The 23,057-nt window shown below is 63.0% G+C and carries 20 protein-coding genes and 1 riboswitch; of the genes, 11 read left to right on the top strand and 9 right to left on the bottom strand.

Annotated features, from left to right (window positions below; translation table 11 throughout):
* The first annotated feature begins 92 nt into the window (after positions 1–92).
* The 10 genes from J2X53_RS07770 (at position 93) to J2X53_RS07815 (ending at position 10,970) form a co-directional block, all read left to right on the top strand.
* On the top strand, positions 93–1,499 hold the full coding sequence (locus J2X53_RS07770; protein ID WP_349037367.1) for an aminotransferase class V-fold PLP-dependent enzyme: 1,407 nt from the start codon (positions 93–95) through the stop codon (positions 1,497–1,499).
* A 266-nt stretch (positions 1,500–1,765) separates the two neighbouring features.
* Positions 1,766–3,217, top strand: a complete 1,452-nt coding sequence (locus J2X53_RS07775) for an NAD(P)/FAD-dependent oxidoreductase (RefSeq protein WP_349036922.1) — start codon at positions 1,766–1,768, stop codon at positions 3,215–3,217.
* 13 nt (positions 3,218–3,230) lie between these two features.
* Complete coding sequence (locus J2X53_RS07780) at positions 3,231–3,722, top strand: hypothetical protein (protein ID WP_349036923.1); 492 nt, start codon at positions 3,231–3,233, stop codon at positions 3,720–3,722.
* Positions 3,719–4,303 carry a peroxidase-related enzyme gene (locus J2X53_RS07785; RefSeq protein ID WP_349036924.1) on the top strand — a complete coding sequence of 195 codons (585 nt, stop codon included), beginning with the start codon at positions 3,719–3,721 and terminating at the stop codon, positions 4,301–4,303. The genes J2X53_RS07780 and J2X53_RS07785 overlap by 4 nt, the downstream gene beginning before the upstream one ends.
* Positions 4,304–4,323: 20 nt before the next feature.
* Positions 4,324–5,442 carry an NAD/NADP octopine/nopaline dehydrogenase family protein gene (locus tag J2X53_RS07790; protein ID WP_349036925.1) on the top strand — a complete coding sequence of 373 codons (1,119 nt, stop codon included), beginning with the start codon at positions 4,324–4,326 and terminating at the stop codon, positions 5,440–5,442.
* A 63-nt stretch (positions 5,443–5,505) separates the two neighbouring features.
* The gene (locus tag J2X53_RS07795; protein WP_349036926.1) at positions 5,506–6,615 is read left to right on the top strand and encodes an extracellular solute-binding protein; all 1,110 of its coding nucleotides are present in this window, start codon (positions 5,506–5,508) and stop codon (positions 6,613–6,615) included.
* A gap of 101 nt (positions 6,616–6,716) precedes the next feature.
* Complete coding sequence (locus J2X53_RS07800; RefSeq protein ID WP_349036927.1) at positions 6,717–7,679, top strand: ABC transporter permease; 963 nt, start codon at positions 6,717–6,719, stop codon at positions 7,677–7,679.
* Entirely contained in the window at positions 7,676–8,470 is a 795-nt protein-coding gene (locus J2X53_RS07805) for an ABC transporter permease (protein ID WP_349036928.1), read from the top strand. Before J2X53_RS07800 ends, J2X53_RS07805 begins: the two co-directional genes overlap by 4 nt.
* On the top strand, positions 8,463–9,545 hold the full coding sequence (locus J2X53_RS07810) for an ABC transporter ATP-binding protein (RefSeq protein ID WP_349036929.1): 1,083 nt from the start codon (positions 8,463–8,465) through the stop codon (positions 9,543–9,545). Before J2X53_RS07805 ends, J2X53_RS07810 begins: the two co-directional genes overlap by 8 nt.
* Positions 9,546–9,599: 54 nt before the next feature.
* Positions 9,600–10,970, top strand: a complete 1,371-nt coding sequence (locus tag J2X53_RS07815) for an MATE family efflux transporter (protein ID WP_349036930.1) — start codon at positions 9,600–9,602, stop codon at positions 10,968–10,970.
* Between the two features lie 76 nt (positions 10,971–11,046).
* Here J2X53_RS07815 and J2X53_RS07820 read toward each other — a convergent pair whose 3' ends face one another.
* On the bottom strand, positions 11,047–11,607 hold the full coding sequence (locus J2X53_RS07820; RefSeq protein ID WP_349036931.1) for a helix-turn-helix domain-containing protein: 561 nt from the start codon (positions 11,605–11,607) through the stop codon (positions 11,047–11,049).
* 168 nt (positions 11,608–11,775) lie between these two features.
* Here J2X53_RS07820 and J2X53_RS07825 point away from each other — a divergent pair, with 168 nt between their 5' ends.
* Positions 11,776–12,669 (top strand): DMT family transporter, encoded by an 894-nt coding sequence (locus J2X53_RS07825; protein WP_349036932.1) that lies wholly within the window; start codon positions 11,776–11,778, stop codon positions 12,667–12,669.
* Positions 12,670–12,732: 63 nt separating this feature from the next.
* Here J2X53_RS07825 and nrdF read toward each other — a convergent pair whose 3' ends face one another.
* The 8 genes from nrdF to J2X53_RS07865 all read right to left on the bottom strand — a co-directional run bounded on the left by nrdF (position 12,733) and on the right by J2X53_RS07865 (position 23,019).
* The gene (nrdF, locus tag J2X53_RS07830) at positions 12,733–13,707 is read right to left on the bottom strand and encodes a class 1b ribonucleoside-diphosphate reductase subunit beta (protein ID WP_349036933.1); all 975 of its coding nucleotides are present in this window, start codon (positions 13,705–13,707) and stop codon (positions 12,733–12,735) included.
* An 8-nt stretch (positions 13,708–13,715) separates the two neighbouring features.
* A complete protein-coding gene (gene nrdE / locus J2X53_RS07835) occupies positions 13,716–15,839 on the bottom strand; it encodes a class 1b ribonucleoside-diphosphate reductase subunit alpha (protein ID WP_349036934.1) in 2,124 nt (707 codons plus the stop codon).
* The gene (gene nrdI, locus J2X53_RS07840; protein WP_349036935.1) at positions 15,824–16,237 is read right to left on the bottom strand and encodes a class Ib ribonucleoside-diphosphate reductase assembly flavoprotein NrdI; all 414 of its coding nucleotides are present in this window, start codon (positions 16,235–16,237) and stop codon (positions 15,824–15,826) included. Before nrdI ends, nrdE begins: the two co-directional genes overlap by 16 nt.
* 4 nt (positions 16,238–16,241) lie before the next feature.
* Positions 16,242–16,463: a glutaredoxin-like protein NrdH gene (gene nrdH, locus J2X53_RS07845; protein ID WP_349036936.1), complete on the bottom strand. Its 222-nt coding sequence runs from the start codon at positions 16,461–16,463 to the stop codon at positions 16,242–16,244.
* Between the two features lie 93 nt (positions 16,464–16,556).
* Positions 16,557–16,759: riboswitch (cobalamin riboswitch) on the bottom strand.
* A 37-nt stretch (positions 16,760–16,796) separates the two neighbouring features.
* Entirely contained in the window at positions 16,797–19,511 is a 2,715-nt protein-coding gene (gene metH / locus J2X53_RS07850; RefSeq protein WP_349036937.1) for a methionine synthase, read from the bottom strand.
* Positions 19,508–20,533 (bottom strand): homocysteine S-methyltransferase family protein, encoded by a 1,026-nt coding sequence (locus J2X53_RS07855; protein ID WP_349036938.1) that lies wholly within the window; start codon positions 20,531–20,533, stop codon positions 19,508–19,510. Before J2X53_RS07855 ends, metH begins: the two co-directional genes overlap by 4 nt.
* A gap of 174 nt (positions 20,534–20,707) precedes the next feature.
* Entirely contained in the window at positions 20,708–21,784 is a 1,077-nt protein-coding gene (locus tag J2X53_RS07860; protein ID WP_349036939.1) for a hybrid-cluster NAD(P)-dependent oxidoreductase, read from the bottom strand.
* Entirely contained in the window at positions 21,781–23,019 is a 1,239-nt protein-coding gene (locus tag J2X53_RS07865) for an aromatic ring-hydroxylating dioxygenase subunit alpha (RefSeq protein ID WP_349036940.1), read from the bottom strand. Before J2X53_RS07865 ends, J2X53_RS07860 begins: the two co-directional genes overlap by 4 nt.
* Positions 23,020–23,057: the final 38 nt, after the last annotated feature.

The following is a 23,057-nucleotide window of genomic DNA, read 5'->3' on the forward strand; positions in this document are numbered from 1 at the left end:
TCTGATCGCGGGACTTCGATCTATCCTTGATGCAGAACAAGGAGTTTCGTGACGTGACTGACAAGGCTGATCCGTTTTCCCCCTTTCGCGGCATGTTGCAGGCGGCTGATCCCATCGCCGCCCTGCGCGCCGGACTGATTGGTGAGGGTGCGTTGATCGACGGCCCCTTTGGCCCCAAACCGCTGATCTATGCCGATTACACCGCCTCTGGCCGCGCCCTGCGTCAGGTAGAGGGGTTCATCATGGAACACGTGCTGCCCTTCTACGCCAACAGCCACACCGAAGCCTCGTTCTGCGGCGCGCGGATGACGCAGATGCGCCGGGCGGCACGGTCTGTCATCGCGCAGGCCTGCGGCGCAGGGCCGGAGCATGCGGTGATCTTTTGCGGATCAGGGGCCACGGCGGGCATCAACCGTCTGGTCGCGCTTTTGGGCGCGGGGCCGGGGGCGCGGGTCATCCTGGGGCCGTTCGAGCATCATTCCAACCTGCTGCCCTGGCGCGAAAGCGGGGCAGAGGTGATCGAGCTGGGCGAAGACCCCGCCGGTGGGCCGGACCGCGCAGAACTGGCAGAGGCTCTGGCCTCGGCCCCCAAAGGCGCGCGGGTGATCTGCGCGTTTTCGGCGGCGTCCAATATCACGGGCGAGATTGCCGATGTGGCAGCGCTGTCCCGGCAGGCCCGTGCGGCGGGCGCGCGGATCGTCTGGGATTATGCGGGCGGCGGACCTTATCTGCCGATCAGCATGACGCCCGCGCCGGGGGCGGGGATTGATGCGGTGGTTCTGTCGCCGCACAAGTTCATCGGCGGGCCGGGGGCCTCGGGTGTGCTGATCCTGCGGCGCGATGCCGTGGTGTCGGACCGGCCCAGCTGGCCCGGGGGCGGCACGGTGCGGTTTGTGTCCCCCGATACGCATGACTACAGCCAGAACCTTGAAGCGCGTGAAGAGGCCGGAACTCCGAATGTGATCGGGGATCTGCGGGCCGCGCTGGTGTTTCTGGTCAAGGACTGCATCAGCCGTGCGGGTATGGCAGAGCGCAACGCGGTTCTGGTGCAAAAGGCGCATGCCGCCTGGCGGGGCCAGCCCCGGATCGACCTGCTGGGTCCGACCGGGCGTGACCGGCTGCCGATTTTCGCCTTTCGCATTGCAGACGGGCAGGGCGGGTTTGTGCATCATCAGTTGATCACGCGGCTGTTGTCGGACCGCTATGGCATTCAGGCCCGGGGCGGTTGTGCCTGTGCCGGGCCTTATGTGCACCGGCTGTTGGGCATCGACCGGCCTGCATCGGCCCGGTTGCGCACGGCGATCTTGTCCGGGCGAGAGATTGAAAAGCCCGGGTTTGTCCGTCTGAACTTGTCACCGCTGATGGCGGAGGATAAGGTAAAGACTATTCTGGACAGCGTCATAGCGGTCTCGAACGAAGCCAGCGCGCTGTCGCGGCGGTATCAGTGTGATCCTGCCAGTGCCATTTTTTCAGCCGTCCCTGAGGCCGCTTTGACATGATCCGGGGGTGCGGGGCCGGTGGGGCAGTAAATCGTTACATATTGATAAAGGTTTCTTGACAGACATGTCCGTTATGGCGACATTGATTCCGTAATGTCGGAGAATTTCGCCGGAATGGCACAGCAACGTCAATCACCCTTGGTGGGACTGCTCTGGTCAGAGAATGTTTCGGCACATCCCGACACCAGAGAGATTGATGCTGCGCCGGGCGGGGTCGTGATGACATCTGCCCCGCGCCGGAACTGTAATCTTTCGGAGGTTTGGCGATGAACGGGCACGGATTGGAAGCGCTGGAACAGCGGTTGGCGCGGGATCTCGAAGATCTGTGCTATCCGCCCGCCAACTGGGTTCCGCCCTCGGCGCAGGATGGCGCGCCCGTGGTCGATGCCGTGATCGTCGGCGGCGGGATGTGTGGGCTGGTGGCCTGGCTTGCCTTGTCGAAGGCGGGTATCCGCAATGTCCGCATCATCGACCGCAACCCCGAAGGGCAAGAGGGGCCATGGGTCACCTATGCCCGGATGGAGACCTTGCGTTCGCCCAAGACGCTGACAGGGCCTGCCTCGGGCTTGCCCGCGCTGACCTTTCAGGCCTGGTATCGGGCGCAGTTCGGGCAAGACGCGTGGAACAGTCTCGACAAGATCCCGCGCCCGATGTGGATGCAGTATCTGTCCTGGTATCGCCGGGTCATGCGGATTCCGGTCGAGAATGGTGTCGCGCTGGACCGGGTGGAGCCCGAGGGCGCGCTGCTGCGGCTGCATCTGTCGGGGGCCGGGCAGGGCACGGTTCTGACACGCAAGCTGGTGATGGCGACGGGCCGCGACGGCACTGGTGCTCCGCAGATCCCGGCTTTTGTGCACGGGGTCAGCCGCGACTTCTGGGCGCATTCCGCCGATCCGATCGACTTTGCCGCGCTCAAGGGCAAGCGGGTGGCAGTGGTAGGCGTCGGGGCGTCGGCGGTGGACAATGCCGCCGAGGCGCTGGAGGCGGGGGCGGCAGAGGTGCGCCACCTGATCCGCCGTGCGAAAATGCCCACCGTCAACAAGTTCATGGGCATCGGCAGCTACGGCTTTACCTGCGGCTTTGCCGGGATGAGCGATGAATGGCGCTGGCGGTTCATGAATTACTCCTTTGCCACCCAGACCCCGCCGCCGCGCGGATCGACCCTGCGGGTCAGCCGCCATCCGAACGCCTATTTCCACTTTGGCAAGGCGGTCTCCTCGGTGCGACAGGACGGGCAGGGGCTGGTGATCAGCTTTGCCGACGGCACGCGGCTGGAGACGGATTTCCTGATCCTTGGCACCGGATTCACCGTCGATCCGCTGTCGCGCACCGAATTCGGCGCGGCGGCAGAGGATATTCTACTGTGGCGTGATGTCTATACACCGCCACCGGGCGAGGAATCGCGCGATCTGGGGCTGTTCCCCTATCTGAACCCCGATTTCAGCTTCCGCGAAAAGGCTGCGGGGCAGTCAGACTGGCTGCGTAACGTCTATTGCTTCAACTACGGCTCCACCGTCAGTCTGGGCAAGACCAGCGGCGATATTCCGGCGGTGTCGGTCGGCGGTGAATGGCTGGGGCGCGAGATGGCGCGCAAGCTGTATCTGGAAGACATCGAGCACCACTGGCAGGCGCTGCAGGACTATGCGTCACCGGAGCTTCAAGGCGATGAATGGCAGCCGAGCGCGCTTCCTGCCGCCGCTGCGGTTCATGCGGGTTAAGGGGGACAGGATCATGACAGACACTCTGCACAGCAGCGTCCTTTCCAGCGCCCGGCCAAAGCCCGGATCGCAGGTCGAGACTGAAGTTCTGAACCGCCGCGACATCTTCGAGAAGACGCAGGCCGCCGAGATTGCGGTTCTGACCCCCACCGATCCGGGCGGGCTGTCGCATGATCTGCGCCACGCTTTGGCAGCCCGGATCGCCGCCTTGCATGGCGAAGCGGAACAGGCCGCGCGTTATGCGGCTGGCGTCACTGACGCGGCTCTGGCCCCTTTGGCCAGCGTGGGAACCACCGCTGATGATGCACAAGTGCAGGCCATGCTGACCTTTACCGATGCGGTCAGCACCAACCCGCGAGAGATTGTCGCCGAAGATGTCACCGCGCTGCAATCGGCCGGGGTCAGCGACGCCGATATCGTGCGGCTGGCCGAGCTCAATGCCTTTCTGGCCTATCAGCTGCGCCTGATTGCGGGCTTGAGACTTCTGGTGGAGGCCGCAGAATGAGTGACGAAATCATCCGCCGCTTTACCCGCAACGTGCCGGAGTGGCGGCCCCGGGTGACCCCGGTGAAACTGGCCGAGGCGACGCAAGAGCAGCTTGATGCCCTGCAGGTGACGCCCTCCAACACCAAAGTGTCCGATTATGTGCTGGTGCTGGCGCATGATGTGGAAACGCTCAAGGTCCGCTCACCGCTGTTCAACGCGATCATGTACGGCAAAGGCGGGTTGAGCCGGGCCGAGCGTGAGCTGGGGGCCTTGGCGGCGTCGATCGTCAACCATTGCATCTATTGCGCGGCGGTTCATGCCGACCGCCATGCCCAGCTGTCCAAAGACAAGACTGTCACCGACAAGCTGTTCGCCATGGGCGAGCAGGCCGATCTTGGTCCGCGTGACCGTGCCATACTTGATTTCGGCATGCGGCTCGCGCGCACGCCGCAACAGGCGACGGCGCAAGAGTTGGCAAAACTGCGCGAGGCGGGGCTGGATGAGGGGGAAATCCTTGATCTGATCCTGTCGACCGCGCTGTTCAGCTGGGCAAACCGGCTGATGCATATTCTGGGTGATCCGGTCCGCAAGAGCGGATGACAACCAATAAAGGGGACGACATGGCTGCGACGCGCGAAAAGCTGACAGTGGGAATTGCCGGAGCCGGGGCGGTGGCCTTTGCCACCGCGGCCTGTCTGGAAGATGCGGGCCACCGCGCCATTCTGTGGTCTCCGTCGGGCAATAGCACCGCGCGGCTTGCCGCAGGCGAAGCACTCACGGCCAAGGGCGCGCTGGAAGGGTCGCTTCATCCCGGCGTTGCCGCATCGGCGCAGCAGCTTGTCGCCGCCTCTGACGTGGTTCTGGTGGCGTTGCCCGGCTATGGGCACAAGACCGTGCTGGATGCCATCGCCCCGCATCTGCGCGATGGCCAGCCTGTCATCATCAGCTCGCATGCCTCGTTCGGGGCGCTGTATCTGCTGCAGCAAGTAGCAAAGCGCGGGGTGCGCCTGCCGGTCACGGTCTGGGGCACCACGCTGGCCACCGCGCGCCAGCCGGATCTGGCAACCGTCTCGGTCAACACCATCCGCTCAAAGATCGACGTGGCGACCGTGCCGGTCAGTCAGTCGGATGCGGGGCTCGCGCTGTGCCAGACGCTGTTCGGCGACCGATTTGTGCCGCGTGAGGATGTGCTGGCGATTGCGCTGTCGAACCTCAACCCGCAGAACCATATGGGCATCGCCCTGTGCAACATGACCCGGATGGAACATGGCGAGACATGGAGTCAGGGCGGCAACGTCACCCCCAATGTCGGCCGCCTGATGGAGGCGCTGGATGCCGAACGCGTGGCCATCGCCACGGCCCTCGGCCTCAAGGTGCGGACGATCTTTGAACATTACCACCTGTCCTATCACGTGCCGATTGCCCCGATTGCCGAGATGAACGCCGAACTGCATGCCAAGGGCATCGGCGGGCAGGGGCCAGCGACCGCCGACAGCCGCTATGTGACCGAAGACGTGCCCTATGGCCTTGCCGTCACGGCAGCGCTTGGCAAGCTGGCGGGCCATCCGGCGGTGCTGCACCAGTCCGGGGTCGAGCTGTTTTCGGCGATGTATGGCCGCGATTTTCTGGCCGAGAATACCTTGCTGAGCGAAATCGGTCTGGACCGGCTGAGCCTTGATCAGCTGCGGCAGGCCTGCACCGATGGCACGCTTCCCACCACCGAAAAGACGGGCACATGAACCCGTTGTAAACCAGACCAAGGCCGATCCGACCTCAACCCCAACAGACAAGAGGATATGACCATGACCAGACTTCTTATGAACCGCCGCCGCTTTCTGCATGGCACCGCGCTTGGTGCCGCAGCGCTCGCCAGCCCGGCCTATCTGCGCCACGGCATGGCGCAGACCGGCGGCGAGGTGAACATCTGGACCTACAACAACTTTGTGCCCGACGCGTTCAAGACCCAGTTTGAATCGGAGACCGGGATCAAGGTCAACATCCGGCTGGTGGATGACCAGGGCAAGCAGTTCAACCTGCTGGCGGCAGAGCAGCCGAACCCGACCGTCGACATTCTGACCGTCGCCGGCCACCGCTATCTGCAATTCATCGACTCCGACCTGCTGGCCCCGATGGACACCGGCCGGCTGAGCAACTGGGGCAACATCAACCCGGTGTTTTCGGAAAGCGACTGGGGCACCATCAAGGACCAGAAATGGGGCGCGCCGATCCTGTCGGGGGCCGAGGTGCTGGCCTATAACACCGAAGTCGTCAGCGCAGAGGAAGCGCTGACATGGGACACGCTGTTTGCCGAAAAATACAGTCAGCAGACCGCTTATATCCTGCAGGACATGATGTCGGTGCTGATGCTGGCGCGCGGCTATGACGGCAACATGATCGAGTATCTGAACGACGAGGCCGAAGCCGCCCGGATCATGACCGAAATCCGCGATTACCTGATCGCGCAAAAGCCACATGTCCGCAAATACTATGACGGCGGCGCCGAAGTGCAGCAGATGTTCGTCAATCAGGATATCGTTCTGGCCCATGCCTGGAACGGACCGATTGCCACGCTGATCACCGATGGCTTCCCGGTCGCGATGACCATTCCGAAAGAGGGCAGCTATGGCTTTGTCTATACGCTGAACATCGCCAAAGGCGCGCCGAATGCCGACAACGCCTATCTGTTCCTGAACGCGCTGCTGTCCAGCCCGGAAATCGGTGCGAACCTCAGCCGCAGCTCGGGCTTTATCTCGACCTTCAAGGATGTGGACCAGCATCTGACCGAGATCGAGCGCAAGGCCACCTCGTTCCCCGAGGAACAGCTGGCCGGTCTGCAATTCTTCCGCGCCGAGGCGAATGATCTGAAATACCGCCTGATGGATCCGGCGGTCGAGCAGATCAAGGCCGCCTGATCAGAGCGCGGGTGGCGCTTGTCCTGCGCCGCCCGCAGTCTGCCTCATTCTCTCGCAGCCCTGCCTGACCGATCGGTCGGGCCTCTGAAAGGCTTTTTCACATGACCCTTTCCAATACGTCCGGCAAGGCTGACCGGCCAGGTTTCTGGGGCCGGCTCAGCGGCTTTGGCCCCTATACCGCCCTGACCGAAGTGCTGTTCGCCTCACCGCGCCGCCAGTTTCTGGTGCTGCTGATCCTTCCGGTGATCTGGGTTTTCGTCACCCATCTGGGGCCGATCCTGCAGATGCTGAATGTCAGCCTGCTGACCAACTATCCGCCCAGCCCCAACAAGGTGCCGAGCTATACGCTGGAGCATTACGGCAAGTTCTTTACCGAAGGCATCTTCATCACGCCATTCATCCGGACAATGGTGTTTTCCACGGTGCTGACGCTGACCACGCTGATCATCATGTATCCGGTGGCGTATTTTCTGGCCCGGCATGTGCCGCGCAACCGCCAGATCCTGTTCCTGATGCTGCTGCTGATCCCGTTCTGGGTGGGCGAGGTGGTGCGGATCTTTGCGATGATGATCCTCTTGGGCAACAACGGTGCGCTGAACCTTGCGCTGCAATGGCTTGGCCTGACCGAACGGCCGATCCCCTTCATGTATACCGGCTTTTCGCTGAGTGCGGGGATCATCTATCTGACCGCGCTTTATATGCTGATGCCGCTTTACTCCGCGCTGGAAAAGATTCCCGCCAACTTTTCCGAGGCCGCCGCCGACCTTGGCGCCGGGCCGTGGACGCGGTTCCGCCGCATCACGCTGCCGCTGTCGTTGGAGGGGGTCTCGTCAGGTTGCACGCTGGTCTTCCTGATCTCGACCGGGGTTTATGCCACGCCGGTTCTGTTGGGCGGGCCGAGCACAACCCTGTTTTCCGAGGTGATTGCCGGGTTCTTCCATGTGGCGGGCGATCAGTGGCCGGTGGGCGCTGCTTTTGCCGTGATCATGCTGCTCAGCGCTTTGGCCATCACCGGGGCCTTTACCCAACTGATGGCGCATCTGGCCGCGAAGGTGAAGAAATGACACGAAATACGCGCATCCTGATGCAATGCATCTACTGGGCCTTTGTGCTTTATCTTCTGGTGCCCTTGTTCCTGATGATGATCATGGGGTTCAAGGATTCCAAGTTCATCGGATTTCCGATCCGGTCGCTGACGCTGGATTGGTATATCGGCGTCTTTCAGGACACTCAGGTTCTGAATGCCATGGGGTACTCGTTGGTGATTGCCCTGGTCTCGACCGCAATTGCCCTGTTCATGGGCAGCTGGATCGCCGTGGCCCTGACCGGGCGCTCGTTCTGGGGTCGGGCGATCATCCTGGGCCTGACGCTGCTGCCCGCCGTGATCCCCGGTGTCATCTCGGCCATCGCCTTTCGCATCGCGGCGCGCGTGGTGGGGATGGAGCCGGGGATGTGGGCGATCATCTGGTCGCATGCCATTCACAACGTGCCCTTTGTGGTGCTGGTGGTGATGGCCCGGCTCTCGACACTGCCGAAAAGCTATGGCGAGGCGGCGCGCGATCTGGGGGCCGATCCGATCATCACCTTTTTCCGGGTGACGCTGCCCTATCTGACGCCTGCCATGATCGGCGGCGGCATCTTCTGCATGCTGCTCAGCTTTGACGACTTCGTCCGCTCGTTCTTCCTCGGCGGCTATGAGCCGACGCTTCCGGTGCTGATCTTTGCCAAACTGCGCTCGGGCATGTCGCCAGAGATCAACGCAATTTCCACAATCGTTCTGGTGCTCACCGCTTTGCTTGGCCTCTGGGCCGAACGGTCGATGCGCGGAATGTCCAAGAGGGCTGCAAATGACTGATGTGAAAGACCCGATCGTCAGGATCGAAGGCGTAACCAAATCCTTCGGCAGCTTTACCGCGCTGCACGAAATGAACCTGAACATTGGCAGCGGTGAATTTGTCACCTTCCTTGGCCCGTCAGGCTGCGGCAAGTCCACGACACTGCGTATTCTGGGCGGGTTCGAGAGGCCCGACACCGGACGGGTGATCCTGAACGGCAAGGACGTGACCGCCCTGCCGCCGAACAAGCGCAATGTGAACATGGTTTTTCAGGACTATGCCCTGTTTCCCAACATGACCGCGCGACGCAACATCGCCTTTGGGCTGGAACTGAAGGGGCTGGGGGAGGCGGCAATCAAGGCCCGCATTGAAGAGCTGGCCTCGTTCCTCGAACTGACCGCCTATCTCGACCGCCGCCCCGACCAGCTTTCGGGCGGGCAGCGGCAGCGTGTGGCTCTGGCCCGCGCGCTGGCCCCCGATCCGGCGCTGTTGCTGCTGGATGAACCCTTGGGCGCGCTCGATGCCAAGCTGCGGGCGCAGGTTCAGGTCGAGCTGAAGGCGATTCAGCGGCGGACCAACAAGACCTTTTTCTTCGTGACCCACGATCAGGAAGAGGCGCTGACCATGTCCGACCGGATCGTGGTGATGAACAAGGGCCGGATCGAACAGGACGGCACCCCGGAAGAGCTGTATTTCCAGCCCGCCAGCCGCTTTGTCGCCGAGTTCATCGGTGAGACCAACCTGCTGTCGGGGCGGGCGCTGGCCGTGGATCAGGGCAATGCCGGGTTTGACTGGCAGGGCCATCAGTTGCGCGCCACATCGACGCCCGGCAGGGTGGCGCTGTCCGGGGGCGCGGCCACGGCCTCGCTGCGGCCCGAGCGCATTCAGGTGCAGCGCGACCGTCCCGCCACCGACAATGCGGTGCAGGGGCAGGTGGTGAACCGGCTGTTCAAGGGCCACCGGATGCTGCTGGATGTGGCGGTGGGGGAGACCACGGTTCAGGCCTATACCGACACCGACCGGGGCCGTGAGCTGGCCGATGGTCCGGTCTGGCTGGGCTGGAATGCCAACAGCCTGACCCTTCTGGCCGATTGACCCCCAACAGGGCGTGACCGGGCGCATCCGCCCGCGTCACGCCGGACATACCCAATGACCGAAGCCAGCACGCCGCCTGTCAGCACCTCTGCGATCACCAACCGCAGGGTGCTCAACATTGCCCTGCCGATCCTTGTGTCCAATGCCACGATCCCGTTGCTGGGGCTGGTGGATACGGCGGTGGTGGGCCAGATGGGGGCGGCGGCCCCGATCGGCGCGGTTGGCCTTGGCGGGATCATCCTGTCGACCGTCTATATGCTGTTCACCTTTCTGCGGATGGGCACCTCTGGCCTGACCGCGCAGGCGCATGGCCGGGGCCAGCCCCGCGAAACCGCGCTGGTTCTGCACCGCGCCCTGCTGATCGCCGGGCTGTGCGGCGCGGGCATGATCCTTTTGCACCTGCCGGTGCTGGCCGGGGCCTTCATGCTGTCGCCCGCGTCGGACGAGGTGGAGGATCTGGCGCGCAGCTATGTCTCGATCCGCATCTGGGGTGCGCCTGCCACCATCGCGCTTTATGCGATGACCGGCTGGCTGATCGCGCTGGAAAAGGCGCGCTCGGTGCTGATGCTGCAGCTGTGGATCAACGTCATCAACATCGCGCTGGATGTGCTGTTCGTGATGGTGCTTGGCCTTGGCGTGCCGGGGGTGGCTGCGGCCACATTGATCGGTGAATGGGCGGGCTTTGGCATGGCGATCTGGCTGTGCCGTGGCGCGTTTCTGCCGGCGCTGCGCTCTCGCTGGGCCGAGATTGCCGAGCGTGTGGCGCTGAAGCAGACCATGGCGATGAACGCCGATCTGGTGCTGCGCTCGGTGCTGCTGCAGGCGAGCTATACCTCGTTCATTTTCTTGTCGGCTGGGCAGGGCGATGTCAGCCTTGCCGCCAATCAGGTCTTGCTGCAGTTTCTGCACTTGTTCTCGTATATGCTTGATGCCTTTGCCTTTTCCGCCGAAGCGCTGGTGGGGCAGGCGGTGGGCGCGCGGGCCGTGCGCCCCTTGCGCCGCGCGGCGCTGTTGTCGGGCCAATGGGCGCTGGGGGGCAGTCTTTTGCTGACCACGGCGGCCTTTTTCGGCGGGCCGCAGCTGATCGCGCTGATGACCACCGCGCCCGAGGTGCAGGCTGAAGCGATGCGCTATCTGCCTTGGGTCTGGATCATGCCGCTGGCCAGCTTTGGCAGCTTCATCTTTGACGGCATTTTCATCGGGGCCACGATGTCGCGCCAGATGCGCAACGTCATGTTCGTCTCGCTGATCTTCTATCTGGCCACGATCCTGATCGGTCTGCCGCTGATCGGCAACCATGCGCTCTGGCTGGGGCTGATCGTGATGAGCCTGGCGCGGACCCTGCTGATGGCGCGCAGCTATCCGCAGGTCGAGGCAAAGGCGCGTCTGCCGCAGGACGCCAATAGCGTTTCGGGAAATACTTGAAACATCAAGTATCGCTTTTCGCGTTCGAGCGCAGCGAGAGGCAGCGAAAAGCGATGCAGATTTTTCCCGAAATGCTTTAGCTGTTCTGCACAATCAGAATGGCACGGGCCGGGCCGCCCACCGCCTCGATCCGGTGCGGGCGGTCGGCGAAATAGCGCGCCGTGTCGCCGGTGGACAGCTGCTGGCTTTCCTCGCCCGAGGTCACCTCGATCGCGCCGTCCAGCAGGGTCAGATGCTCGCGGCAGCCCGGCCCGTGCGGATCGCTGATCAGCTTGCCCCCGGCGGCGAGGGTCAGGTCATAGACCTCATGCACGCCAACCGCCTCGGCAGGCGACAGGATGCGGATGCTGACCCCCACACCCCGCCCGCCAATCACCGGCGCGGCCTCGGCGCGGATCACCTCGATCCGTGGGGTTTCGCGCGCTTCCAGCAGCCCCGCGAAATCGACCTGAAGCGCCTGCGTCAGGTTCCACAGCGTCGCAACGGTCGGGCTGGATTCCCCACGCTCGATCTGGCTGACCATGGACCGGCTGACACCGGACAGCTTTGCCACGGCATCCAGACTCAACCCTTTCGCCGTCCGCGCTTCCTTGAGCGAGGCGGCCAGACGGGCGTGAATTTCGGAACGGGGGTTCATAGAGGATCTCTGAAACAGGCGGCCAAGGCGCACCACAGCTTTGGGCGCAATTGTCTGAACGTGGCCCAATATGGCTGATATGGCAATGTTTTAAGTGTCGCGGCCCCTACGTCATTTTGCCGATTCAGCGACTGGTTTTCCTGCAGGAGCCGTGGCATCACATTTCCGATGGAACTCTGGATTGCCTTCACGATTTTTGCCGCAGCGGCGCAGACCCTTCGCTTTGCCTTGCAAAAGGCGCTGGGGGCGACCGGGCTGTCGCCCGGCGGGGCCACCTTTGCCCGCTTTCTGTTCGCAGCACCGCTGGCGTCGCTCGCGGCATTTGTGCTCTACCAGCAGACCGGCGTTGCGTTGCCGTTTCCCGACCTGCCGTTCTTTGGCTTTGTGCTGGTCGGCGGGGTGGCGCAGATCATCGCGACCGAGCTGACGGTCCGGCTGATGGGCATGCGCAGCTTTGCGACCGGCATTGCCTTTACCAAGACCGAGGTGCTGCAAGTGGCCGTGGCCTCTGCCCTGATCCTTGGTGAAACCGTGTCGTGGCCCGCGGCCCTGTCGATGGCCATCGGCTTTGCCGGGCTGGTGTGCCTGTCGTTTCCGGCAGGCCGCACCGCCGCGTTCGAGGGGCGTCCGGTGGCGTTTGGCCTTGCGGCGGGCGGGCTGTTTGCGGTGGCGGCCATCTGCTATCGCGGGGCCACCCTGTCGCTGGAGCCTGCGCCGTTCCTTTTGCGCGCCCTGCTGGCCCTGGCGGCGGCGACGGTAATGCAATCGGTGATCATGGCGGTCTGGCTGGTCTTGCGCGAACCGGGCGAGATCCGGCGCGTGTTGCAGGGCTGGCGCCGCACCGGGCCGGTCGGGATCACCGGGCTGTTGGGCTCGCTGGGGTGGTTTGCGGCATTTTCCTTGCAGAATGCGGCTTACGTCCGCGCGCTGGGGCAGGTCGAGGTGATCTTTACCCTGCTGTTCTCGACGCTCTATTTTCGCGAGAAACTGGGTCCACGTGAATTGACCGGGGTGCTGCTGGTGTCGCTCTGCGTGATCTTTCTGGTGCTTGAGGCCGCGTGACGCAAACGCTGGGCCGCCTGCCGCCGGGAACTTCCCCGGCGGTCAGGATTGTGCGTTCGCCGGTCAGAAATCCCAGTCTTCATCCTGTGTCGCGACCGCCTTGCCGATCACATACGATGACCCTGAGCCGGAAAAGAAGTCGTGGTTCTCGCTGTCGGGGCTTAGGGCCGCCAGAATGGCGGGGTTCACCTCGCAGGCGGCAGCGGGAAACAACGCCTCATAGCCGAGGTTCTGCAACGCCTTGTTGGCATTGTAATGCAGGAAGGCTTTGACATCTTCGGTCAGGCCAATGCCGTCATACAGCTCGGCCGTATACTTCGCCTCGATGTCATACAGATCGAACATCAGTGCAAAGGCGTATTCCTTGAGCTCGGCCTGCCGCGCCCCGGTCTCGCGCTCCAGCGCGCGCTGGAACTTGTAGCCGATGTAATAGCCATGCACCGCCTCGTCGCGGATGATCAGCCGGATCAGGTCGGCCGTATTGGTCAGCCGGGCGCGGCTGGACCAGTACATCGGCAGATAAAAGCCGGAATAGAACAGGAAGCTTTCCAGAAACACGCTTGCGATCTTGCGCTTCAGCGGGTCAGCGCCGGGGGCATAATCGGTCAGGATCGCGCGGGCCTTGGCCTGCAGATGCGGGTTGTCTTCGGACCAGCGGAACGCTTCATCGACCTCTTTGGTCGAACACAGGGTCGAGAAGATCGACGAATAGCTGCGGGCATGCACCGCCTCCATAAAGGCGATGTTGGTCAGCACCGCCTCTTCATGCGGGGTCTGGGCATCGGGCAGCAGCGCCGGCGCGCCAACGGTGTTCTGGATCGTATCGAGCAGCGTCAGCCCGGTGAATACCCGGATCGTCAGCTCGCGCTCTTCGGGCCGCAGCGTCGCCCAGCTTTGCACGTCATTCGACAGCGGCACCTTTTCCGGCAGCCAGAAGTTGACCGTCAGCCGGTTCCAGACCTCCAGATCCTTGTCATCCTGCAGACGGTTCCAGTTGATGGCGCGCGGCACGGCGACCGGGGTGATCATATCTTTCATGGCAATGCTCACAATGTGCAGGAAACGCAGCCTTGCACTTCCGTCCCCTCAAGGGCGGTCTGGCGCAGGCGGATGTAATAGATGGTCTTGATGCCTTTTTTCCACGCATAGATCTGCGCGCGGTTGATGTCGCGGGTGGTGGCATCCGACGGGAAAAACAGCGTCAGGCTCAGGCCCTGATCGACATGTTCGGTCGCCGCCGCATAAACGTCGATGATCGCCTCCGGCCCGATTTCATAGGCGTCGCGATAGTAGTCCAGATTGTCGTTGGTCATGAAGGCGGCGGGGTAATAGACCCGGCCGATCTTGCCTTCCTTGCGGATCTCGACCTTGGACACGATCGGGTGGATCGAGCTGGTGGAGTTGTTGATATAGCTGATTGACCCGGTCGGCGGCACCGCCTGCAGGTTGCGGTTATACAGCCCGTGCGCCATCACATCGGCGCGCAGGCTGGCCCAGTCCGCGCGGGTGGGCAGCGTGATGTCCGCAAACACCCGCGCCACATCGGGCAGGGCGGGCAGCCAGTCGCGGCTGGTGTATTTGTCAAAGAAAGAGCCATCGGCGTATTTCGACTCGGCAAAGCCCGTGAAGGTCGTGCCCTTTTCCTGCGCCAGCAGGCAAGAGGCGCGGATCGCGTGATAGGCGACAGCGGCGAAATAGACCGAGGTGAATTCCACCCCTTCGGCACTGCCGTAGTGAATGCGTTCGCGCGCCAGAAACCCGTGCAGGTTCATCTGGCCCAGTCCCACCGCATGGGCCTCGTCATTGCCGCGCCGGATCGACGGCACCGAGTCAATCGCCGACATTTCCGACACAGCCGTCAGCGCGCGGATCGCGTTTTCCACCGTTGCCCCGAAATCCGGGCCATCCATGGTGGCCGCGATGTTCAGCGAACCGAGGTTGCAGGAAATATCGCTGCCCATCTGCGCGTAGCTCAGATCTTCGTTGAAGGCGCTGGCGGCGTTCACCTGCAGGATTTCCGAGCACAGGTTCGACATGCTGATCCGCCCGGCAATCGGGTTGGCGCGGTTCACCGTGTCCTCGAACATGATATAGGGATAGCCGGATTCAAACTGGATCTCGGCGATGGTCTGGAAAAACTCGCGCGCGTTGATCTTGCGCTTCTTGATGCGTTTGTCGTCCACCATCTCGGCATATTTCTCGGTGACCGAGATTTCCGAGAACGGCACGCCATACACGCGCTCCACATCATGCGGCGAAAACAGGTACATGTCCTGATTTTTCTTGGCCAGCTCAAAGGTGATGTCGGGAATGACCACGCCCAGCGACAGGGTCTTGATGCGGATTTTCTCATCCGCATTCTCGCGCTTGGTGTCCAGAAAGCGCAGAATATCCGGGTGATGCGCGTTCAGATAGACCGCGCCCGCGCCCTGCCGCGCGCCCAGCTGGTTGGCATAGGAAAAGCTGTCTTCGAGCAGCTTCATCACCGGAATCACGCCCGACGACTGGTTCTCGATCCCCTTGATCGGCGCACCGGCCTCGCGCAGGTTGGTCAGCATCAGGGCGACGCCGCCGCCACGCTTCGACAGTTGCAGCGCCGAATTGATGCTGCGGCCGATCGATTCCATATTGTCTTCGATCCGCAGCAGGAAGCACGAGATCAGCTCGCCGCGCTGCGCCTTGCCCGCGTTCAGGAATGTGGGCGTGGCAGGCTGGAACCGGCCCGCCAGCATCTCGGCCATGAAGCGCAGCGCCAGATCTTCATTGCCCCGCGCCAGCGTCAGGGCGACCATCACCACCCGGTCCTCATAGCGTTCCAGATAGCGCTGACCGTCGCGGGTTTTCAGCGTGTAGCTGGTATAATACTTGAACGCGCCCAGAAAGGTCGGAAAGCGGAACTTGGCGGCATAGGCCGCATCCCAGATCTGGCGGTGAAAGTTGCGCGAATACTGGTCCAGCACCGCAGCCTCATAATACCCCTCGGCCACCAGATAGCCCAGCTTTTCATCCAGCGAATGAAAGAACACCGTGTTCTGGTTCACATGCTGCAGGAAATACTGCCGCGCGGCCATGCGGTCGGCGTCGAACCGGATGCGGCCCTGATCGTCGTACAGGTTCAGCATGGCATTCAGCGCGTGGTAATCCAGCGCAGGTTTCACGGCGTCAAGCATTCAGTCCCCCAGAAGCGGTCAAGCCCCGCGCGCACGCGGGTTACGTCGGTTTCGGTTCCCGCCAGCTCAAAGCTGTAGAGCACGGGTATGGCGCATTTTGCGGCGATCACCTTGCCCGCAAGGGCATAGGTCGCGCCGAAATTCCGGTTTCCGCCAGCAATGACACCCCGGATCAGGGCGCGGCGGGCGGGGTCGTTCAGAAAGGCAATGACCTGCTTTGGCACCGCGCCGCGCCCCATGCCGTCGGCAAAGGTCGGGCAGATCAGCACATAGGGCAGGGCAGGGGTGGGCATCGGGTCGGCGGGCCGGATCGGGATCCGCGTCGCACTCAGGCCAAGCGCTGCAACAAAGCGCGCGGTATTGCCCGAGGCGGACGAGTAATAGACCAGCCCGCCCACGGTGTCAGGCCAGCTGGCCGATCATGTCGGGGCGGAAACCGGCCCAATGTGCGCCGCCTGCCACCACCACCGGGGCCTGACGATAGCCCAGCGACATCACCCGCTCCATCGCCTCTGCGTCTTCAGTCAGGTCGATCACGCTATAAGCGATTCCCTTGGCGTCCAGCGCGCGGGTGGTGGCGGTGCATTGCACGCAGGCGGGTTTCGAATAAACGGTGATGGTCATGCCTTTGTCCCTTTTGGCAGTGTCTTGCGGGAACAGGCACGGATCAAAGGCAGGACACCCGCCACGATCACGCCCCCATGCCCACCGCACGGTTTCGGTCGTCTGCGTCAAGGCAGGTCTCCTGGCTCGCGGGTCGGGGCTCGGCTGACCTTCCCGGGGGGCTTGCCCCCAGTGGCGTTTCAGCGTCGCTCGCCGCTTACAGTTGCGGGGGCAGCACCGGCTTTGGGCCCTGACCCGCACCGGCTTCCCTTTTCATCCCCGAGTCGCCCCGGGTCACCATGACGCTACTAATTGACCCGGAACGGCTTCGGCTGTCAATATGTAGTGGTCGTCTTATTCTGCCGCGAGGGCCGCAGTGGGCGAGGGGATGTAGTTGAGGATCGGCGCAAGCCAGCGTTCGGCCTCGGCCAGATCCATGCCTTTGCGCGCAGCATAGTCGGCAACCTGATCGCGTTCGACCTTGGCCACGCCAAAGTAATAGCTGTCAGGGTGGCCGATATAAAGCCCCGAAACCGAAGATCCGGGCCACATCGCCATGCTTTCGGTCAGTTCCACCCCCGTCGCCGCCTCGGCATCCAGCAGGCGGAACAGGGTCAGCTTTTCGGTATGGTCGGGCTGCGCCGGATAGCCGGGGGCAGGGCGGATGCCGCGATAAGGCTCGCCCACCAGCTCATCGGGGGCAAACTGCTCGCCCTCGGCATAGCCCCACAGCTCGCGCCGCACCCGTTGGTGCAGCATTTCGGCCATAGCTTCGGCATAACGGTCGGCCAGGGCCTTGACCAGAATGGCGGAGTAATTGTCGTTCTTGGCGTCGAACTGCGCCGCAATCGCCGCCTCTTCCGGCCCTGCCGTCACCACAAAGCCGCCGACGTAGTCGGGCACGGTGCCTTCGGGCGCCACAAAATCGGCCAGCGCCACATTCGGGCGGCCCTCGCGCTTGGCATGTTGCTGGCGCAGGGTGTGCAGGGTGGCGACCGCCTCGCTGCGGGTCTCGTCAGTAAACAGCCGGATATCCTCGCCCACCGCATTGGCGGGCCAGAAGCCCACCACCGCACGCGGGCCGAACCAGCGCTCGGTGATGATGCGCTGCAGCATCTCTTGTGCATCGGCAAACAGCGCGCGGGCGGCCTCGCCCTGCTTTTCATCGTTCAGGATTTTCGGATAGCTGCCCTTCAGCTCCCAGGTCTGGAAAAACGGGGTCCAGTCGATGTAGCGGGCGATTTCGGCCAGATCCCAGTCGTCAATCACCTGCGCGCCCAGCCGCTTTGGCGCGGGCACCTGATAGTCCTGCCAGTCCAGCCGCAGGGCATTGGCGCGGGCCTGTGCCAGCGGCAGGCGTTGCTTTGCCCGCTCGTTGCGCTCATGCCGTTCGGACACCTCGCGGTATTCGTCGCGCAAGGAGGCAATGAACGGAGCTTGCTGTTCCGGGCTGAGCAGCGCCGACACCACCCCCACCGCGCGGCTGGCATCCAGCACATAGACCGCTGGTCCCGCATAGCGCGGTGCGATCTTGACAGCTGTATGCACCTTCGACGTGGTCGCCCCGCCGATCAGCAGCGGAATGGTAAAGCCCTCGCGCTGCATCTCGGACGCCAGATGTACCATCTCATCCAGGCTGGGGGTGATCAGACCAGACAACCCGATCACATCGACCTTTTCCTCGCGCGCCACCTGCAAGATCTTTTGCGGCGGCACCATCACGCCAAGGTCGATGATCTCGTAATTGTTGCAGGCCAGCACAACCCCGACGATGTTCTTGCCGATGTCATGCACATCGCCCTTCACCGTGGCCATCAGCACCTTGCCCGCTGTCTGCCGCCCGATCCCGCCATTGGCCAGCTTTTCGGCGTCCATATAGGGCAACAGCACCGCCACCGCCTGTTTCATCACCCGGGCCGATTTCACCACCTGCGGCAAAAACATCTTGCCCGCGCCGAACAGATCGCCCACCACGTTCATCCCCGCCATCAGCGGGCCTTCGATCACATGCAGCGGGCGGTCTGCCAACTGGCGCGCGGCTTCGGTATCGGCTTCGATGAATTCGGTGATGCCATTGACCAGCGCATGTTCCAGCCGCTTTTCCACCGGCCAGTCACGCCAGGCCAGATCGCGGACCTTTTCCTCGCGCGCGCCGCCCTTGAAGCGATCTGCGATCTCCAGCAGGCGGTCGGTGCCATCTGCGCGGCGGTTGAGCACCACATCTTCACAGGCCTCGCGCAATTCCGGGTCGATCTGGTCATACACCACCAGCTGCCCGGCATTGACGATGCCCATATCCATGCCCGCCTGAATGGCATGATAGAGGAACACCGCATGCATCGCCTCGCGCACGGTGTCATTGCCCCGGAAGGAAAAGGACAGGTTCGACACCCCGCCCGAGACATGGGCATGCGGCAGGTTCTGCCTGATCCAGCGCGTCGCTTCCAGAAAATCGACGCCGTAATTGTTGTGTTCCTCGATCCCGGTCGCGACGGCAAAGATATTGGGGTCAAAGATGATGTCTTCGGGCGGGAATCCCACCTCCTCGACCAGAATGCGATAGGCGCGGGCGCAGATTTCGGTCTTGCGGGCAAAGCTGTCGGCCTGTCCGGCCTCGTCAAAGGCCATCACCACCACCGCTGCGCCATAGGCAAGGCACAGCTCTGCCTGATGCCGGAACGCGGCTTCGCCCTCTTTCATGCTGATCGAGTTCACCACCGGCTTGCCCTGCACGCATTTCAGGCCCGCCTCGATCACCTCCCATTTGGAGCTGTCGATCATCACCGGCACACGGGCGATGTCCGGTTCCGCCGCCAACAGGTTCAGAAACTCGACCATCGCGGATTTGGAATCGATCAGCCCTTCATCCATGTTGATGTCGATGATCTGCGCGCCGTTCTCGACCTGATCGCGCGCCACCTCCAGTGCTGCCGCATAGTCGCGGTTGACAATCAGTTTGCGGAACCGGGCCGAGCCGGTCACATTGGTCCGCTCGCCGATGTTCACAAACGGAATGTCCGGAGTCAGGACAAAGGGCTCCAGCCCCGACAGGCGCAGATAGGGGGTCATGTGACGATCCTCGGTGCTTGGCCTGCCACCGCATCGGCGATGGCCTTGATGTGGTCAGGCGTGGTGCCGCAGCAGCCGCCGACCACATTCACCAGCCCCTCACGCGCGAAACCGGCGATCTGGGCCGCCGTCTCGTCCGGGCCCTCGTCATATTGGCCAAAGGCATTGGGCAGCCCGGCGTTGGGATAGGCGCAGATGAAGGTGGGGGCCACGCCCGCCAGTTCGGCCAGATGCGGCCGCATGGCCGACGCCCCCAGCGCGCAGTTCAGGCCCACGGTAAAGGGCCGGGCATGGGCCACCGAATGCCAGAACGCGGTCGGCGTCTGGCCCGAGAGCGTGCGGCCAGAGGCATCGGTGATGGTGCCCGAAATCATCAGGGGCAGGCGATGGCCGGTTTCGGCAAACACCTCAAAGCAGGCGAAAATCGCGGCCTTGGCGTTCAGCGTGTCAAAGATCGTCTCGATCAGGATCAGATCGGCGCCGCCCGCCACCAGCCCGCGCACCTGCTGGCCATAGGCGATGCGCAGGTCATCGAACGTGACCGCGCGGTAGCCCGGATCATTCACATCCGGGCTCAGACTGGCGGTGCGGTTGGTCGGCCCGATGGCCCCGGCCACAAAGCGCGGCCGCCCGTCAATCGCCGTCGCCCGGTCCAGCGCGCGGCGCACGATGCGCGCACCTTGCGCGTTCAGATCATGCACCGCGTTTTCCATGCCGTAATCGGCCTGCGCGATGGTGGTGGCGGAAAATGTGTTGGTCTCGACAATATCGGCCCCTGCCATGGCATAGCGGAAATGGATCTCCTCGATCGCCTCCGGTTGGGTCAGGATCAACAGGTCATTGTTGCCCTTTTGCGGATGCTCGGAATGGTGACGGCAGACGTGACCCGAGCCATGGCCGCCATAATCCTCTTCGGACAGCCCCAGAGTCTGGATCTGCGTCCCCATCGCGCCGTCAAGGATCAGAATGCGTTCTCGGGCCAGAGTGGCCAGCTGCGAAAGGCGGGGGCTGTGGTCAAGCATGGGGCAGGGTCACTTCCAATGTCAGGAAAGCGAGACCTTACAGCATCTTTAATCATGACGGAAATTCATAGTTCTAATGAAAATTATGAATTACACGCAAGTTCGGGCGCGCCGACCCTTCACCAATGAAGCTGCGGCCCCGCAAGACCGCAGCTCTAGAATCAGGCCCCTTTCTCAGACATCCACACTCACATCGCCAATCGGAACCGAGCAGCAGGCGAGAATATATCCTTCGGCAACCTCGTCTTCCGAAATGCCGCCGTTATGCACCATATGCACATCGCCCGAGAGCTTGCGGATCTTGCAGGTGCCACACAGGCCAAAGGTGCAGCCCGACGGGATGTTCAGCCCCGACTGCTTGGCCACCGACAGCACGGTATCGGTTTCCGAACAGGCTGCTGTGACGCCCGAGGCCGCAAACCGGATCGAGGCGCTGGTGCCCGCATCGGGCACCACATCGTCATGCACCGGCACTTCGGCCAGCGTCCGCGCCGGCGCGCCAAAGCTTTCCTGATGGTACTGGTCCATGTTGTAGCCAAGCGAGACCAGCATCTCGCGCACGCCCTGCATGAACGGCTCCGGCCCGCAGCAGAACACCTCGCGCTCCAGATAATCCGGGGCCATCAGCCCCAGCATGATCTGGCTCAGTCGCCCCTGATAGCCCGACCAGGCGCGGAACGGATCCGGCTCGTCAACCGTGAACCGCAGCTTCAGCCCCGGCACCCGGTTGGCAAACTGCTCCAGCCGTTCGCGAAAGATGATCTCGGACGGACGCCGCGCCGCATGGACAAAGGTGATGTCCGGCATCGCGCCCGAATCCCAGGCCCAGGTCGTCATCGACATCATCGGGGTTATGCCCGACCCCGCCGAGATGAACAGGTACTTCTGTGCCGGATGCCGGTGAAAGCTGAAAATCCCGCTGGGCCCGAAGGCCTTGATCCGCACCCCGGGTTTCAGATTTTCCAGCATCCATCGCGTGCCGATGCTGTCGGGCTGCGCCTTGACGGTGACCGAAATCGACAGCGGCCGCGAGGGCGAGGACGAAATGGTATAGGTGCGCTGCACATTCCCGCCCGGCACCGGCAGATCCAGCGTGATGAACTGACCGGGCTGATAATCGAACCACGCGCCCGACGGCGCGCGAAAGGTAAAGCTGGCGGTGTCGGCCACATCGGGCACCACCATCGCGCATTCCAGCGGCTCGGAATCGCGCCAGGGCTTGCCCGACCAGTTGATCTTGGTTTCCATCATTCCGCCGCCTGCGCCGGTTGTGGTGCCAACCGGTCAGCCATCACGGTGCAATACCAGTCGGTGAACTGGATCACGCCTTCTTCCTGAATCGGCGAATAGGGGCCGGGTTCATAGGCCGGGGACAGAATACCCTTCTGGTTTTCCTCGACCACCTGACGATCCTCGTCATTGGTGGCGAGCCAGACTTCGGTCAGTGTCTTCAGATCGTAATCAACGCCCTCAACCGCGTCCTTGTGGACCAGCCAGGTCGTCGTCACCTCGGTTTGCGTCGCACTCACCGGCAGCACGCAGAAGGTGATGGCGTGATCGCCGAGGAAGTGGTTCCAGGTGTTGGGGTAGTGATACATCAGCAGGCTGCCCGCATCGTTGAACGGCATCGTCCCCATGCGCCGGGCCACCGCCGCCTTTGTGCTCATCGTATAGCTTTCGGCATGGTTCAGCAGCGGAATCCGCGCCAGCCGCCATTGGAACGCCGGATGGTGAACAAAGCGCGATGGCAGGCCTGCCGCTTCGCAGCGATCCCAATGCTCCAGAATCTCCGGGCTGGCCGAATGCGGCCCGTCCATCGCGCCGATCTTGGGATTGTCCGAAAAGGTGCGGCACAACGACGGGTGCGAGCCGCCACAGTGATAGCATTCGCGGTTGTTCTCGATCACCAGCTTCCAGTTGCCGTTTTCGATGATGCTCGACGTGAAGGCCACCTTGGCGTCGCCAAGGCCCGACGGCGCCAGATAGGTCATCGCGGTCCTGGCCAGATCGGCGATCGGCGGCGGCACATCGGCCAGACAGATATAGATGACCCCACCCAGATCGACGCAATGCACCTTTTTCAGGCCAAAGGCCTGCGGGTTGAAATCCGCGCCCATGTCGCGGGCAAAGATCAGCTTGCCCTCCAGATCATAGGTCCATTGGTGATAGGGGCAGACCAGATTGGTGGTCGAGCCCGACACCTTGGCGCACAGCCGCTGCCCGCGATGGCGGCAGACGTTGTGAAAGGCGCGGATGCGCATGTCCTTGCCCCGGATCACCACCACCGGATAGGCCCCGATCTGCATCGTCGCATAGGCTCCGGGCTTGGCCAGTTCGCAGGCCGGAACGGCAAAGATCCATTCCTTGTACCAGATCGCCTCCAGATCGGTCTGATAGACGCCCGGATCGGCATAAAGCTCCCGCGACAAAGAGAAATCCGGTTTCCGCGACCGGATCTGCGCGTATGTGTCGCCTTGGCTGAGCATCTTGACCTCGCTTGCCCCATGCCTCCCCGCATGAGAAC

The organism is Pseudotabrizicola sp. 4114 (genome assembly GCF_031457365.1).
In the GTDB taxonomy this organism is placed as follows: domain Bacteria; phylum Pseudomonadota; class Alphaproteobacteria; order Rhodobacterales; family Rhodobacteraceae; genus Pseudotabrizicola.

Coding starts and splice junctions, on each gene's coding strand:
- J2X53_RS07770 (WP_349037367.1), top strand. CDS start 93: ATGTTGCAGGCGGCTGATCCCATCGCCGCCCTGCGCGCCGGACTGATT.
- J2X53_RS07775 (WP_349036922.1), top strand. CDS start 1,766: ATGAACGGGCACGGATTGGAAGCGCTGGAACAGCGGTTGGCGCGGGAT.
- J2X53_RS07780 (WP_349036923.1), top strand. CDS start 3,231: ATGACAGACACTCTGCACAGCAGCGTCCTTTCCAGCGCCCGGCCAAAG.
- J2X53_RS07785 (WP_349036924.1), top strand. CDS start 3,719: ATGAGTGACGAAATCATCCGCCGCTTTACCCGCAACGTGCCGGAGTGG.
- J2X53_RS07790 (WP_349036925.1), top strand. CDS start 4,324: ATGGCTGCGACGCGCGAAAAGCTGACAGTGGGAATTGCCGGAGCCGGG.
- J2X53_RS07795 (WP_349036926.1), top strand. CDS start 5,506: ATGACCAGACTTCTTATGAACCGCCGCCGCTTTCTGCATGGCACCGCG.
- J2X53_RS07800 (WP_349036927.1), top strand. CDS start 6,717: ATGACCCTTTCCAATACGTCCGGCAAGGCTGACCGGCCAGGTTTCTGG.
- J2X53_RS07805 (WP_349036928.1), top strand. CDS start 7,676: ATGACACGAAATACGCGCATCCTGATGCAATGCATCTACTGGGCCTTT.
- J2X53_RS07810 (WP_349036929.1), top strand. CDS start 8,463: ATGACTGATGTGAAAGACCCGATCGTCAGGATCGAAGGCGTAACCAAA.
- J2X53_RS07815 (WP_349036930.1), top strand. CDS start 9,600: ATGACCGAAGCCAGCACGCCGCCTGTCAGCACCTCTGCGATCACCAAC.
- J2X53_RS07820 (WP_349036931.1), bottom strand. CDS start 11,607: ATGAACCCCCGTTCCGAAATTCACGCCCGTCTGGCCGCCTCGCTCAAG.
- J2X53_RS07825 (WP_349036932.1), top strand. CDS start 11,776: ATGGAACTCTGGATTGCCTTCACGATTTTTGCCGCAGCGGCGCAGACC.
- nrdF (WP_349036933.1), bottom strand. CDS start 13,707: ATGAAAGATATGATCACCCCGGTCGCCGTGCCGCGCGCCATCAACTGG.
- nrdE (WP_349036934.1), bottom strand. CDS start 15,839: ATGCTTGACGCCGTGAAACCTGCGCTGGATTACCACGCGCTGAATGCC.
- nrdH (WP_349036936.1), bottom strand. CDS start 16,463: ATGACCATCACCGTTTATTCGAAACCCGCCTGCGTGCAATGCACCGCC.
- metH (WP_349036937.1), bottom strand. CDS start 19,511: ATGACCCCCTATCTGCGCCTGTCGGGGCTGGAGCCCTTTGTCCTGACT.
- J2X53_RS07855 (WP_349036938.1), bottom strand. CDS start 20,533: ATGCTTGACCACAGCCCCCGCCTTTCGCAGCTGGCCACTCTGGCCCGA.
- J2X53_RS07860 (WP_349036939.1), bottom strand. CDS start 21,784: ATGATGGAAACCAAGATCAACTGGTCGGGCAAGCCCTGGCGCGATTCC.
- J2X53_RS07865 (WP_349036940.1), bottom strand. CDS start 23,019: ATGCTCAGCCAAGGCGACACATACGCGCAGATCCGGTCGCGGAAACCG.